Source organism: Paenibacillus sp. FSL P2-0089 (genome assembly GCF_038595095.1).
Lineage (GTDB): Bacteria > Bacillota > Bacilli > Paenibacillales > Paenibacillaceae > Paenibacillus_AQ > Paenibacillus_AQ silagei.
This window is the reverse complement of sequence record NZ_CP152006.1, coordinates 3,493,724-3,508,850: the sequence shown is the minus strand read 5'-3', so window position 1 is coordinate 3,508,850 and position 15,127 is coordinate 3,493,724. Positions and strand designations below refer to the sequence as shown.

Below are 15,127 nucleotides of genomic sequence, written 5' to 3'. Positions count from 1 at the left end.
TTATCCTCCATTACATTTTTAATTTCTGACTACAGGAATCCACATTTCACCATACAGCGAGCCGTCCCGGCTGCCCATCTCCACAGCCGTATTCGGCCCGCCCACGTAGGCGTATCCTTCTGCTTGCGGCAAAGCTTGTCCGAAGGCCAAGCCCGTCAAAGTATTGCTTAATTCCTCCGTTGTCGCTCCTTCGCCTGCCACTACGAGGTATTCCCCCTTCGGGAATTGAATCACCCGGGCTTCCTGCGGAATCTGTGCGGCTGCACCTGCCATTACCCCGGCATAATGCATCATCTTGCCGTTCACCGCTTCGTTCACCACAAACACATAGTCATTCGCCGCAATCCCTTTTAACAAGTCGAGCCTGCCATCTTCACTAACCGCCTGCCAAAAATCCATCTTCTCCTTATAAATACCGGCATAGTCCGTGTAATCACTCTTAAGATCAACGCCCAGACCAATCACCGTAAAGCTGTCTTTTTCTTCAATAGTATACCCTGCCATTGTTATATCCCGCCTTTATTCATATTTGTGTTCCTCACCTGCTATGTATATGATAACCTTGAACCATGTCAAAAAATGAACCTGTTTAGGAGCCGCGATGAAAAAAGTAGAACGGATCAACATCATCATGCGGTACATTAACAATCGTGCCCATTTTACCCTGACGGAAATCATGCGGGAATTCAATATTTCGCGTTCGACCGCCCAGCGGGATATCCGGGAGATCGAGGCGCTCGGGATGCCGCTGGTTGCAGAGGTGGGCCGGGATGGCGGGTATTCCGTTATGCGTAACTCTCTTCTTCCCGTGGTCCGGTTCACGGATAATGAGGTCAAAGCGCTGTTCATTGCCTTCATGGCGACAAGAAACGGCCAGCTTCCTTATCTCAAGAGCCGCCAGTCGCTGACGGAGAAATTACTGGGGCTCATCTCGGAGAATCAGCAGGAGGATCTTGTTCTACTCAATCAGATCCTGCTGTTCGAGGGCACCCACCCGGGCAATCCTGATCTGCTGGACCTGTCCGATCTCCCCCACCCTATGCTGGACAAGCTGATCCGGCTCCTGCTGGCGGACCGTTATCTGTTCATCACCTGCCGGGAAGACCAGAAGGATATCTCTTATGCTGTGTATCTTTTACGTCTCTACCAGGAGAAAAGCCTGTGGCTCATCGAGGGCTTCGACCTGCACGCCTCCAGGAAACGGATCATCCCGGTTGATCAGCTAACGGATGTCATCCCCTACCCGGGCTCCGACAGGCCAAGCGCCAAAAAAATTAAGGAGAAGCTGAGCAAGCAGCAAGTGAAGAACAACCTTGTTCTGGAGCTCGGTCCCCGCGCCATTGCCCAATACCGGAAATATCACCCGTTCAGGGTGGCGCTGTCCTATACTGACCCCTACCAAACTACCGCTATCCTGAAAATGGAAGTCGAGGCGAACCGCACGGAGGAGCTGAAGGAGTTCACGAATTGGCTGTTATTCTTGGGCGATGACCTTAAGGTGAAGGAAATGCCGGATGAAGTAAGGGAGGAGCTGCAAGCTAGAGTAGATCTTTTTTGTACTTAGGAAGCGCACGGCCCCCTACTGTTGCGTTCGCCGCGACCCATTGTAATCGGTTTTCCGACTACATTTGGCACGTTCGCCCTCCCTCGCCCCAATGTGTTCGGTTTTCCGCCTACATGCGGCCCGGCTCCTTCGTAATCGAACTTTCCCATGCCAGTAAAAAGAGCAGCGCCCCCAAACCAGGAGAATCGCTGCTCTACTTCTACTTCTCTCTAATCCTTCGGCTTACAGATTAAGCAGCAAACTCAATACCTTCGCACACTCTGCGCGCGTCGCATTGGCCTGGGGCTTGAAGAATCCGTCCGGAGTCCCCGTGATGAAACCCAGTGAACCGGCGGCACTCACGGCGTCCTTAGCCCAGCTGTCAATCTTGGCGGCATCGGCAAAAGCAGGCAAGGAACCTGCCGGCGCCTTGCTTCCAGAGCGCAGCTCGTAGGCTCTCACAAGCAGCGTTGCCATCTCTTGCCGCGAAATACGCGACTCGGGGGCGAACTTGCCGGCAGAGTCCCCTTTGACGATTCCGGCTGCAAAAGCGGCGGCCACATCGCCCGAATACCACTTGCTGCTGTCTACGTCAGCGAACGAACGCAGGCCTTCCGCCTTCAGCCCAAGGGCACGGACAAGCATCGTAACGAATTCGGCCCGGGTTACTTCTCTCTTCGGTGCGAAGCGTCCTTCCCGGTCGCCCTCGATAATATGCTTGGCAGCCATCTCTTTTATCACTGAGTAGGCCCAATCCGCCGGAGTCACATCTGCAAAGCTCTTGTCATACTCCAGTACAGCATAATTGCCGGATTGCCGTATCTGTGCAGTCAATACGGACGATTCCCAGGTTCCGCCTGCATATTCAAGCGTTCCATCGTCTGCGGCCGCATAGACACCTGCAAGCATCGGGTTCCCGTTCTCCTGAACCTTCAAGCGAAGTGTAACAGGTTCCGCGAACGAGACCAGCGGAGTCTTAACTCCCTGCTGATTCAGCACAGACAGCCTGAGATTGAACATTTCTCCGGCTGTTCTCAGTTCAGCTTCACTCTTCTTATTAGCCTGAAGTATCCAGGCTGTCTTCTGCTCTGGGGACCTTGGCTCAAGCAGGATAGACATCATCGAGCCCTTCTGCTGCTGTCCTGCCAACGCTTGAAGCTGCTGAGCAACCTTGCCTGGAATCTCTACAGCCACTGTCTTGCCTTCCACCTTCAGAGCGGCTATTCCCTTAAGGGCCACAGCGTCAGCGGGAATTCTTACTTCGCTCTGCCCTTCAGCCATTGGAATCACAATCTGGTTCTGGGCATTCACCTTCGGCTCAGTTACAGTCAGAATCTCCGGCTGCGGCGTAGCTTGTGGTGCAGCTGAAGCTTGTGCTGTTGCCAGCGGAGCTGTCCAGCCTGAACCGGAGCCCGTTCCTGGTGCCGTAGTCGGGCTTGGTGCCGGGCTGGCTTCCGCACTTGGCGCGGGATTCTCTTCCGGAGGTGTCACCGGCTCTGTGACCGGGGGTGTTACAGGCTCCGTTACTGGAGGTGTTACCGGTTCACTCGGTTCACTTGGTTCGCTAGGAACCTCAGGTGTAGTTGTGCTATTGCGCACGAAGGTCACCTCTTGCAGATAGCCGTAATGATTATCCGAGTCTGTGAGGACTTTGAAGCCCAGCGATGCGCTGCCGTCTTCCCCAATGTGCACATGCTTTAGCGTCAGAGTCCGGGGCTTCAGCCAGGCGCTGCCTGAATAGGTAACCGGCACCGAATACGTCTGCCCCTCGGAGATCACATACATTACCGAACCGGGAGAAGGTTCACCCTTGTCCCCGAAGATTTTGGCCTGGAGGGTATAGGTTCCGGGCTCCAGTCCGGTCATTTCATGAGTAAGGCTGAAGTTAATCGGCTTGTCATCCCCGTAATCGAAGCCGCCTGAAGCATTGCTGTCTCCGAAGGTAGCGGGCTTAGTGCCGCTCAGATACCAGTCGGACTTAGAGCCGTTCACCGTGAGATTATTGGTGCTGACAGATCCGGCTTTTTTGACCAGCTTGAAATCATCAATATTCCCCCACTTGTCTCCAGCGTATTTCAGATTAGCGCCTAGTGTCAGCGTTCCATCTGTAACTTCAACGGTATCGATGGTTGGATTACTCCATTGCTGCCAGCCTGTGTTGACGAACGGCTGCTTCTGATTACCCGCAAAAATCTCTGCCGTTTCTTCCCCTCCCCCGCCCGAGACCCAAGCGGATAACTGATAGGTACCATTTTCAAGTCCGGTGACCGTCTGGGAGATTTGGAATTCCGCAGCCCCTGAGCTCCAGTAGTGCAGTGCAGCCGAACCGGAATGGGCATCTGACTCCACATTGACCGCCGCGCTATCGCCGCTTACGGTCCAGCCGTTCAGCCCGTCCTCGAAGCCTGGATTCTGAATGAAGCTTGTGCTTGGCGAGACTGTGATCTCCGTTGAATCTGTAAATCCGCCGTCATACGTAACCGCAGTTACTGTAGAGGTCCCGGCAGCAAGCCCGGAGATGGTTCCTTTATACTTGTCTACCTTGACGATGGCTTCATCAGAGCTGGTGAAGGTTAGCCCCTTATAGGTTGCATTCGCCGGGCTGATTGTTGCCTTAACGCTGCCGGTTCCGCCTACTTCTAGGATAGCGGTCTGCTTCTCAACTTTTACAGACTGAACTGGTACCCGGTTGATTGCCGAAGCACCGTCGATAAAAGCATCCATCGCGAAGGAAGGCTTCCCGTCCGGGTTCCAGGCAGACAGCCCATAGCCGAAGTAGACGCCCTCGGGTGCCCAATAGAACACACCTGTTCCCTGGCCTCCAGGTACAGCCTTCACGCCATCCTGCACAGCAACTAGCATGTTGTATACATTATCCACATTCTTGCTCACATCGCCGCCAACCTCGACGACCATGACCTCCTTGCCATATTTTGCAGCCAGAAGATTCATGTTGGAGGATAGTTCATTAATAGAAGAAGTGTAGATAGAATCCGGGTAATAAGATAACCCGATAATGTCATAATCACTGTCTTTAAGCCCTGCCTCGACCAGACCTGCATAGAACGGATCTACACCGGTGTCTGCCCCGTTGGCTCTATGAATAATGATTTTGGTCTCAGGAAAAAGAGCCTTGGCCGCATGTGATCCCGCCTGGATCAATTCCACCAGATTCGCAGTATTGCTATAGCTGCCCAGCGGATGCATCATCCCGTTATTAATCTCATTGCCAATCTGCACCCACTCGGGGGTTACCCCCGCAGTCTTCAGCGCTTGCATCACCTCTGTGGTGTACTCTGAGACATGTGCTTTGAGCTGCTCCAGATTATCACTGGCCCAGGCGGCCGGAGTAACCTGCTTCCCGGGATCGGCCCAGGAATCACTGTAGTGCAGATCGACCATCACCCTGAAACCGAGAGCGCTTACACGGGAGGCCAGCGTAACCATCTCTTCGATGCTGTTATGGCCGTTGATCGGATCATCGGATGGATTGACAAAAGCCCGGAGGCGTATCGAATCGATTCCGTGATCTTTTAGAATCTGGAGAAGGTCCTCTTCGTCTCCCTGATCGTTATAGAATTTGTAGCCCTCAGCTTCCATTTGCGGCAGCCAGCTGACATCTGCGCCCTTAGCGAAGGATTGCGGAATCGGAACCGCTCCAGCTTGTGCCGGTAATCCAAGTGCAGTCAGCGACATGATTAGCATTGTAAAAGTAAGAACCGCCGCAAGCCATCTTGTTCTCTTTTTCAAAATATTCCCTCCCTGTATTAGTCTCACCGTTAGTATAGATGACCAGGAAGGTAACATTAAATTAAGCGAAGCAACGAAAAACTATACTTATTCAATTTTTTCACTGAAATGCGCTTACATTTCACTCTGAAAGACGTATAATATTCTCTATGTGAAATGCTATTCACCCTGGAATATAGATAACGGATCATACCAAAGGAGACCTAGAGATGCTGGATTCAAACACTACCCGTCTAATCACCAAAGCGCTGAGCGCAAGCATTGCCAATAAGGAAATCGCCGGTGCGAACTTCATGGTGATTCAGGACGGACAAGAAAGCTGGTATCACGAAGACGGCTATGCCGATATTGAAGCTGGACGCAAAATGTCCAGAGATTCGATCTTCCGCCTCTACTCGATGACGAAGCCGGTTACTGCCGCAGCCGTTATGCTGCTCATGGAGCGCGGGGAGATCGACCTGTTCGATCCGGTCAGCCAGTACATACCTGGATTTAAAAATCAGAAGGTGGGGAAAAACGGGGAGCTTGTACCCGTAACTCGTGAGGTTGATATTAACGACCTGCTGAACATGACCTCCGGTCTGGTCTACGGAGGAGCCGACCTGGCTGGTCAGTATGCGGAGGCGTTGTACCAGGAACTGAACAACCGCCTGCTTGGAACGAACCCGATGAGCACCCTAGAATTCGCTAACCGGCTGGGCGAAGGCCCGCTGGCCTTCGACCCGGGAACATCCTGGCAGTATGGAACCTCTGCGGATGTTCTCGGTGCATTAGTTGAAGTCGTCAGCGGCATGCGGTACGGCGAATTCCTGCAGCAGGAGATCTTCGGTCCGCTGCAAATGAACGATACCGGCTTTTGGCTGCCCGAAGACAAGAGAGAGGGGCTGGCCTCTGTCTACCAGGATGATGGTGAAGGCGGATTGATACCCTTTTCGGAGAGTCCTCTGGGCGTTAATCATCATATGGACCGGGAGGCGGCTTATGAAGCAGGCGGGGCCGGGCTGGTCTCGACGATTGAGGATGCTGCCAAATTCACCACCATGCTGATCAATCAGGGCAGCTTGAACGGGGTGCAGCTGCTGAAGCCCCGCACCGTTCAGTTTATGACCTCGGCCAGCTTGACCAGCCCGCAGCAGCAAGGCTTCAATCCCTGGCATTCGCTGCAAGGCTATAGCTACGGCAATCAGATGCGCATCCTGACCGATCCGGGTCAAGCCGGAGGGCTCGGCAGCCTGGGAGAATACGGCTGGGACGGCTGGCTGGGAGCTTATTTTGCCAATTGTCCGCTGGAACGTCTGACCATCCTGTTCATGATCCAGAGAAAGGACTCCGGTACCCTGCCCATTACACGCAAGCTGCGGAATATCGTGTTGAGTGCATTTTAAGCGACGAAGCTGTATGAATTCACTAAATTTGAGAAGCTGGAATTAGGTGCTTCCAGAAATAGATGATTTTCTCCACCTGCTCCTGAACAAAACAGCCCTCTCCAGGGAACAGTTGGAAAAAGGGTACTTAATATACTGTTTTTCCACCTAAATGTGAGAGATCCACTCCTACCATTTGGCATTTGCCCTGTTGGCGGCAATCACTTCAAGGAAGCGGTCGGGATAATTCGTATGCACTCCGTCTACTCCCCAGGAGTAAGCTTTATCCATATTGAGCTGGTAGTTCACCGTATACGGGATGATCTTGAGCCCCGCCCGCTTCACTTGAGCCACATAAGCCCCGCTGATTCCCTGGAAATTCGGGCTGATGCCTACGGCATAGGTCTTCACGGTATCCAGATAGGACTGAGTCACCCTCGTAGCCGCATAATCATTCCATACCAGCTGGTATAGCGGAATATCCGGGTTAATCGCATGAAGCTGCCGCAGACTGGCTGCGCTGAAGGAGTGAACGGACACCCTTTTGGCGAGATCATATTTCAATATCGTATCATTCAGGATCGCTTCGATCCCGAACTTCGATGCAGGCTCCTTGATTTCGATCATATAGTTGATGTCCTTGCCGAATGTCTCGAATACTTCTTCAAGCGTTGGGACGGTAAGCCCTGTGTATAGATCTCTGGCGAACATCGGGTAGTCCTGATTGAACCAAGAGCCTGCATCGAGCTGCCTGATCTGCTTCAGGGTCATATTTTTCACAAAACCTTTGCCGCTCGTGGTACGGTTAACCGTCTCGTCATGAATCACAACAGGAATCAGGTCCTTGGTCAAATGAATATCGAGCTCAATCGAGTCGGCACCCATCTCACGTGCCAGCTCAAAGGCCGGTATCGTGTTCTCGGGAGCATAACCGGATGCGCCGCGATGGGCAATCGTATAGACTTTGTCCGCCGGCTCGATCATCTCCTTCACCTTCACACGGATGACCGGAGAATACGCGTACAGTGTGGAGAACAAGGAAATACACAATACAATGTGCACTCCGATAAAATAACCCTTATGTCTGAATATCCTCATCATGCTGTTGTCCCCATTTGTGTGTGATAATAAGATACTCTATTCAAAATGGGCTAGCCGTGACTCCTCAGAGTGTTTGGGCTTCCATCATGAAGCTTATCTATCGTATCAGACATTTATCGCCTAAACAATCCACTGCCCCCATATCTCCATGTAACGCAAAGAAACCAGCCTCCTTGAGGTCCGGTTTCTTTGTGTTAGGGGAACAGGCTCTGCAAGCCCCGAGTCACTGCGCTAAGTTTCGCCCCGTTAGATTTCCAGAGTTGCGGTAACAGGATAATGATCCGAAGGGTATTTGCGGTCGAAGCTGTCGGTTACCGTCCGGGTCTTCAGTATCTTCACCTGCTTGTCCGTAAAAATATAATCGATCTCCTCAAGTTCATCCCACGGAATATCGTAGCGGAAACCGGTGAATGTCCCCCAGGGGCCATAATGGGCATCAACCGCTCTGCGGGTATCGGTCAGCTGCGCTGTAATCTCCCGGTAGCATCGTTCGTCCGGTATAGCATTGAAATCCCCTGTCAGTACAACCGGCAGATTCCCGCCCTGATTACGAATCCAGTCCAGAATCTTCAGCGCACCGCGGTATCTGGCCTCCTCACTGATATGGTCCAGATGGGTATTCACAAAGTGAATCCTATTCCCGTTTCTTGTGTCCTGCAGCCTCACCCAGGTGCAGATCCGGTTGTAATCAGAGCCCCAGGACTTGGACGGAACCTCCGGCGTCTCCGACAGCCAGAAAGTGCCTCCGGCTTCCTTGGTGAATACCGACTTGTTATAAAAGATCGGACAGTGTTCACTCTCAGGATCATGATCACGGCTGATGCCTTCCACCTCATAATCCTCAAGTGCCGCCAGATCCCGCAGCTGATTGCCCCGCGCCTCCTGCAGTCCGAACACGTCCCAGCGGTAATGCCTAATCAGGCGCAGCATATGCTCCTTGCGGAACGCCCAGCCGTTCTCTTCGTCTGACGGAATATCCAGACGGATATTAAAGGAAGCCATTTCGTAAGTACTCATCGCTGTTCTCTCCTCCATAATTGTAGTCGTTATAATTTCTCACACTGTTACATATTGAAGTCTATAATTCTTCCGGATGCTGCGCAACCGCGTATTCCGGGCAAAAGGCACCGCACCCTTAATAAGCCTTGGGGCTTACTCTACGGATGGCAAGTACCTCCGCCGAGTAAGCCCCAAAGCTGGTTCGGATCATTGTAAGTGCTAAGCCAGCATACTTGCCAGTTCAGCGGAAATCCGGTTCCTGGCCGCATCCACCATGCTAAAATCCATTGCTGCGATATAAATTTCCTTTAATTCATCCCGGTGCACCTTGGCCTCTGCCAGAGCGGCTATTGCCGTTTTCATTGTGGCCTTATATTGTGCGCTTATTTCCTCCAGCGGTCCGGCGAGGCGCTCATCCGTTCCCGGTGCAATAACAGCTTCATACGTATCGATGATTACGTCTCCTTCCCGCTCCGGATAATATTCATGCGGGCTGGTGCTGTCAAAGACCGCAAAATCAAGCTCACGCACAATAACCATATCCAGACTGTGGGGATCGAATCCGCAATGATAGATTTCCGTATCAAAGCCCCTCTTCTCCGCCTCGGCGGCGATTTTGCGGAGTATGGTTGATTTGCCTGTTCCGGCCCGGCCTTTGAGGAAGAAGCGTCTGGATAGCCCTTCGGTCAAATTAGGTACAAAGTCAACCGATCCTGCCGGCGTTGCTGCGCCCAAAAACCGGTGCTTCACATCAGCATGCCTCTGAAGCTGCGCTTCGCCAAACAACTGTTCCAGCATCCGGGCCGTTAATTGATCCGCCTGGCCGAAGTCCATATGCTCGAAGTAAATCTTTTCCCATTCGTCATGAATGCTCAGGGCCTCCGCAAATCTGCTGTACGCTGCCGCATAGGCATCCGCAGCCTTCCGGTTAAGCTCCTCAATGATCTCCCTTTGGCCGATAAGCGCTACCGAGTCCCACGCTTCCCCCAGGTTCACGTATTCCCGGGCTGCTCCGGGAGCCTTGGACTCTATCACATGGGGCGCCGTCCCGTCAACAATGCCCACGCCAAGCGCCGGAATAATGACCCCGTCAATGGAATCCTTATCGGATGAACAATGGATCAGCTCAATAGCGTATCCCCGCTCCGCCCATTCCGCGCCGATTGCTTTCATCAGCGAGGATTTGCCGGTACCGGGACCGCCTTTCAAGATGAAGATCCGCCGGAGTCCTTGAAGATTCGATTCGAACAAACTGAAGTAGCCAAGAGCCGTATTCCCGTCTGCAAAATATCTTAATATCCCCGCAGCCATACACCCACTTCCTTTCCCGTTGCAGCCTGATAGGCTTATAACCATACAATATGCGTCAGGTATTTGTAAGGTTCCAGCAGCGGGGGAAATTCCGTCCATTCCACGTGAAGATGCTGAAACTAAATGCCCGTAGCCGCCATCCGGGCAAGCACCTTCTCCCCTCTCGCTTCCAGCTCCCCGCCGCTGAACTTTGGCAGTATCAGTTCGGAAACGATATTCCCGTCCCTCGTAAAAAGAACCCTGTCCGCCCTGGCGGCGACTTTCGCATCATGGGTCACAAGCATGATGGCTGTGCCCCCTTGGTTGATGCCTGCCAGCAGCTCCATGATTTCCTCCGCGGTCTTCGAGTTCAGCGCACCGGTTGGCTCATCGGCAAACAGAATCTCCGGCGTATTGATTAGTGCGCGGCAGATCCCGGCCCGCTGGAGCTGCCCGCCAGATACCTCAGTAGTATCCCTGTTTTCCAGCCCGGCAATGCCTGTCTGGATCATTAGGTCTCTCGCTTTTAGCAAGAGTTCCACTGTATTTCTCTTGCTGTCCTGCACGGCGGGAAGCATGATATTATCCAGCAGATTCAGGTTCCTCAGCATCGTGGGCTGTTGAAAAATAAAGCCCATGCGGGTCCGGCGAAGATCGGCAAGCGCATTTCCCCGGAGCCCGGCTAGTTCAGTATCGCCAAATTTCACGGTTCCCTCAGTAATCTCATCCATGCCGCTGAGTGCGAACAGCAGTGTGGTTTTGCCTGAGCCTGAGGGCCCCATTACGGCAACAAATTCACCTTCTGTTATATCTACGTCTACTCCATTCAATGCCATGGCTTGCTCTGCACCCTTACCGTAAGTTTTCACAATATGGGTACCTGTAATGATGCTGTTCATCTGCTAATCCTCCTTGATATGCCCGGAAATTTGCAAAGCCTGGATGCCGGAACTGCCTAACCTGGTAGCTGCAACGACACAGCCTGTAATCAGCAGGGGCGAAAAAAGATAGACAAACCACGGATTTACCTCGAAATGGAAGGCTGACGCGCCGAAGGACGACACGATCGCCACACCGGCAAGCTCTCCGAGCGTATTTGCCAATAGCGTGCCGGTGATGACACCCATCCCCAGCACGGTAACGGAGCGTGTAAGATATTGTCTGCGAATATCCCTGCTAGTGAAGCCTATGGATTTCAAGATGGCAATGGAATAACGGTCCTTCGCCACCAGTAACTTCATGAATAGCGTTGTTACCAGCAGTGTGAGCAGGGCGGTTGCCAGAGTTGCGACGATGGATGCCTTTTGTATAGCCTTGCGCATAGGACCAAGCATCTGCCCGATGGTCTCGTCGATCCCGGTAATTTTGGCAAAGGGGAATTGTTCCCGGTACAGTGATATGGCCGCCTGAACACTCTGACGGTCACGGAACGTAACCGCAATTGAGGCGCTTAGAATTTCCCCGTGATTCATCTTGAAATTAGCCTGAGCTGTTCGCCCGCCATTCGTGACATCGGAGTAAATTCCGCACACCTTCAGGTGCTTTTCCGTACCGTCAGCGATAACAACGATTTCATCCCCAACATTCATTTCAAGGTCTTCCGCATTCAGTACCGAGACGGCGATCTCCGCTTCCGCTTGCGGTGCACGGCCTTTGGAGTACGTAACCGGAAAAGCGGAATAGTCCCCGAAGGTCACCCGCAGCTTCTCTGGCGTTCCGTCATCCGTTCTCCTCTCTAGCATCCGGCTGGTGAACATAGCATATTTCTCAACGTTCTTATCTTCCGCCAGCCTGGCTGCAACCTCCGCCGCCTTCCCCGGGACATCCTCCACCTGTGTCCGCAGCACTCCGATATTAAGGTCACTGATGCCCATACCCATATTGGTGATGAAGCCGGGGGCAGAGATAGTATTGCTGATATTGTAAGGCACAATCATAATGAATGAGGAGATGACGATCACCATCGTCATGGTGACATACAGCTTCTTACGGGACAGCACATCCTTGATGCCTAGAAAGATATTCCGGGTGAACAGCCTGTTGTGACTCAGCCGGAAGCTTCTGCCCGGTTTCGAGGATTCCCGCGATGCGCCGAACCTCACCGCCTGAGCAGGGGAGATGTTACGGAAGCGCCGCAGCACACCATTCACATATAGCATGACCACCGCGAAGATGAGCACCGCCCCGGCAAGTCCGCTGAGCAAGCCGGGAAACCGGCTCCCGCTATCACCCATATACAGACGAATATTGTGCATAAAAGGGATCTGGAGCGGCAGAGAAGCCAGAAAACCCAGCATACAAGCTACACCTGCGATTACGCCGTATTTCGCAAGGTACAGCTTCTTGATCTGTGTTACCCGCATCCCGATGGCCTTCAGTACGCCTATTTCCTTGTAATCCTCTTCGACCGTTGCCAATAGCGTGAAGCGGATACATAAGAACGCCACGAGAATGACCAGCATGCCGATTAACACCAGCACAGCAATCATAATGCCGTCCGTAATGCCGTTAATCATCTTCACCTGATTGTACGTGATCGCAGGCGGACCGTTGGCCGGGAGACCCGCATCCAGATACGCTGTCTCAAAAGCGGGATAGTTAACCCCCTCAGACAGCCGGAATTCAATCAGGTGCTCCAATTGTCCGAACTCACGGACCCTCTCGAAATCCGTCTGGCTGACCAGGAACCTTTTGGAGCTTACCAGTGCCGCGTTCATAGTCGAATCCCGCAAAAACCCGGCAACGTGGAAGGAAATACCGTGGATCGTCAGTGTATCTCCTAGTGCTGCGTTCCCTTCCTGCCTGTAATAGACAGGAATATAGATTTCACCGTCAGCAGGATGGATCACCTTACCGTTTAAGTCCAGCAGGTAGTCGAATTTCTTGCCCTGTACGGAAAGACCGTTGTCCTGAATGCTTCCTGCAAGCGAATCGTTCCCGATCACTATCTCTGCACCCTCAATATTTAGGAACTCCTGCACCTGATATTCCTCAACACTTCCATTCGTGTCTGCGAAGCGCCGCAACTGGTCCATATCAACGTTTCCTGTATGCATCTGCATGAAATGGAGCGCCTTCGTTGATAGAAGCATGTTATCGATCGCGCCGGACAGATTCACTGTAAGCGATGCGGCGAGCGAGGTTAGCATAGCGGCAACGAGGATGAACGCCATAATCGTGCCGGTAATCAGCTTGCTTTTGCGCAGATCATTTTTAATTAATTTTAGATACATGTCACTCCTCCGTCTATTTGTGACCTTACAGGTTTAACCTTTGGGGAAAATGAGGACGAACTCCTTGGTATAGGGTGAGACTGCGTCTATTACGCTAACTCCCCCGGAATGCTGTTCCATCACCTTGTGCACAATAGCCAGTCCTAGCCCGGTTCCACTGCTGTTGGTTCTTGAAGTGTCGCCGGAGACAAACGGATCGAAGAGATTTCCGGTGATGGCCTCCGGGATCGCTGCTCCATTATCGGCAATATGGATTCTAATCCGGCTGGGCTCATCCGTCAGTCCTACGAATAACAGGCTGCCTGACGGGTTATGGCGGATTGCATTAGTCAGCAGATTGCCGATAGCCCGGCTAATTTCCAGCGGGTCTGCTATATAAAATACGGGCTGGTCCGGTAATTGCAGTTCTAAGCTCATCCGTTTGCTTTCGATTTCACCAAACAAAGCAGCGCAAGATACCCGAAGCAGTTCCACAAGATCAACCTTCGCCAGCTTCAGCTTGTATTCAGGCGCACCCAGCTTGGAGTAGGCCAGCAGCTGGTCAATCAATTGGTTCATCTGTCCCGATTTCGCTTGGATCGACAGATGGTATTCCCGCTGTTTGTCCGGTTCCTCAACCAACCCGCCTGCCAAGGCCCCTGCATAGCCTGAAATCGTAGTCATGGGAGTTCTCAGATCATGGGCAATATGCGAGAACAGCTGCATCCGCTCATTCTCCATGCTCATCCGCTGTTCTTCGGCATTCTTCAGCCTTTGGGCCATATAGTTGAACGCATCCCGCATTTCTCCAAATTCCGTTTCCGTCTCAAAATCCAGCCTGGTATTCAAATGGCCCGAGGTCACCGCCTTGAACCCTTCTTCCATCTTCCTTACAGGCTCCATAAGCTTCCTGTTGATCCCGTGCCCGAACAGGACAATCCCGATAAAATACACGGCGGCTGTAATAAGAATCCAGATCACGGACAGCGTGATCTGAAGCGATTCCGTTCCCTTGGCCAGCGGGGAAGAGGCCAGCTCCGCGAAGTTCATCCCGTTCTTCCATGTCAACAGACCGTACAATAGCTCCAGAACCAGGAGCGTCAGCGCAATGCCGAAGGTGTAGCCTATGAATCTGCGCATGATGACTCTTCTGAAGCTGCGCTTGTTCTTCATGGATGCACCTCCAGCCGATACCCTAATCCCCGCACAGTTCCAATGGACACCCCGCTGCCGCCGGGAAGCTTGGCGCGCAGCTTACTGATAGCCACCATCACCGTATTATCATCCACGATAGCCGTCTCCTGCCATGCCGCCTCATACAGCTGCTGTTTGGTGTAGACGCGTCCTGGACTTTGCATGAACAGCTTCATCATGTTGTATTCTGTAGCGGTAAGATGGATTGCGGCGCTGCCCAAGCGGAGACTGCAAACAGAAATATCCATACACAGTTCCCCAGCCGTCAGCACCGCCGCTGCGGAATCCGCTGCACCACCGCTATAGCGGCGTAATTGGGCTTTGATTCGGGCAAGCACCTCAAGCGGGTCAAATGGCTTAGTCACATAATCATCCGCACCAAGGTCAAGCCCCAGAATTTTCTCGTGATTCTCTGTCTTGGCACTGACAACGATAATGGGCAGATTGCTGTGCTCTCTCAAGCCCTTAATGAGCTGATAGCCATCAAGCTCCGGCATCATAATGTCGATGACCGCCAGATCAACCCGTGCAGCTGCAGCCTGCTTCAGTGCTTCCCTTCCGTTCCCGGCCTGGATCACGGTATATCCATCCTTTTCAACATACAAGCGCAAAAGCTCCCGGATCTCCTTCTCATCATCCACAATCAGAATCGTTTGGTTCATCATTTCACCTCT

General features: G+C 52.6%; 11 protein-coding genes. 2 read left to right on the top strand and 9 right to left on the bottom strand.

Annotation, left to right across the window (positions count from 1 at the left end; all coding sequences use genetic code 11):
* Positions 1 to 18: 18 nt before the first annotated feature.
* A complete protein-coding gene (locus tag NST69_RS14490; protein ID WP_036727056.1) occupies positions 19 to 504 on the bottom strand; it encodes a GyrI-like domain-containing protein in 486 nt (161 codons plus the stop codon).
* Between the two features lie 97 nt (positions 505 to 601).
* Here NST69_RS14490 and NST69_RS14485 point away from each other — a divergent pair, with 97 nt between their 5' ends.
* Positions 602 to 1,564 (top strand): HTH domain-containing protein, encoded by a 963-nt coding sequence (locus tag NST69_RS14485; protein ID WP_342549785.1) that lies wholly within the window; start codon positions 602 to 604, stop codon positions 1,562 to 1,564.
* A 222-nt stretch (positions 1,565 to 1,786) separates the two neighbouring features.
* Here NST69_RS14485 and NST69_RS14480 read toward each other — a convergent pair whose 3' ends face one another.
* Entirely contained in the window at positions 1,787 to 5,293 is a 3,507-nt protein-coding gene (locus tag NST69_RS14480) for a glycosyl hydrolase 53 family protein (protein ID WP_063830928.1), read from the bottom strand.
* A gap of 209 nt (positions 5,294 to 5,502) precedes the next feature.
* Here NST69_RS14480 and NST69_RS14475 point away from each other — a divergent pair, with 209 nt between their 5' ends.
* On the top strand, positions 5,503 to 6,678 hold the full coding sequence (locus NST69_RS14475) for a serine hydrolase domain-containing protein (protein ID WP_051478148.1): 1,176 nt from the start codon (positions 5,503 to 5,505) through the stop codon (positions 6,676 to 6,678).
* Between the two features lie 168 nt (positions 6,679 to 6,846).
* Here NST69_RS14475 and NST69_RS14470 read toward each other — a convergent pair whose 3' ends face one another.
* The 7 genes from NST69_RS14470 to NST69_RS14440 form a co-directional block, all read right to left on the bottom strand.
* Positions 6,847 to 7,758 (bottom strand): glycerophosphodiester phosphodiesterase family protein, encoded by a 912-nt coding sequence (locus NST69_RS14470; protein ID WP_342549782.1) that lies wholly within the window; start codon positions 7,756 to 7,758, stop codon positions 6,847 to 6,849.
* 246 nt (positions 7,759 to 8,004) lie between these two features.
* Positions 8,005 to 8,775: an endonuclease/exonuclease/phosphatase family protein gene (locus tag NST69_RS14465; RefSeq protein ID WP_036727059.1), complete on the bottom strand. Its 771-nt coding sequence runs from the start codon at positions 8,773 to 8,775 to the stop codon at positions 8,005 to 8,007.
* A gap of 201 nt (positions 8,776 to 8,976) precedes the next feature.
* Positions 8,977 to 10,068 carry a PRK06851 family protein gene (locus tag NST69_RS14460; RefSeq protein ID WP_036726133.1) on the bottom strand — a complete coding sequence of 364 codons (1,092 nt, stop codon included), beginning with the start codon at positions 10,066 to 10,068 and terminating at the stop codon, positions 8,977 to 8,979.
* Positions 10,069 to 10,187: 119 nt separating this feature from the next.
* On the bottom strand, positions 10,188 to 10,946 hold the full coding sequence (locus NST69_RS14455) for an ABC transporter ATP-binding protein (RefSeq protein ID WP_036726132.1): 759 nt from the start codon (positions 10,944 to 10,946) through the stop codon (positions 10,188 to 10,190).
* Between the two features lie 3 nt (positions 10,947 to 10,949).
* Entirely contained in the window at positions 10,950 to 13,280 is a 2,331-nt protein-coding gene (locus NST69_RS14450) for an ABC transporter permease (protein ID WP_342549775.1), read from the bottom strand.
* A gap of 33 nt (positions 13,281 to 13,313) precedes the next feature.
* Positions 13,314 to 14,432 carry a HAMP domain-containing sensor histidine kinase gene (locus NST69_RS14445; protein ID WP_342549773.1) on the bottom strand — a complete coding sequence of 373 codons (1,119 nt, stop codon included), beginning with the start codon at positions 14,430 to 14,432 and terminating at the stop codon, positions 13,314 to 13,316.
* The gene (locus NST69_RS14440) at positions 14,429 to 15,118 is read right to left on the bottom strand and encodes a response regulator transcription factor (RefSeq protein ID WP_327196455.1); all 690 of its coding nucleotides are present in this window, start codon (positions 15,116 to 15,118) and stop codon (positions 14,429 to 14,431) included. The genes NST69_RS14445 and NST69_RS14440 overlap by 4 nt, the downstream gene beginning before the upstream one ends.
* Positions 15,119 to 15,127 lie beyond the last annotated feature (9 nt).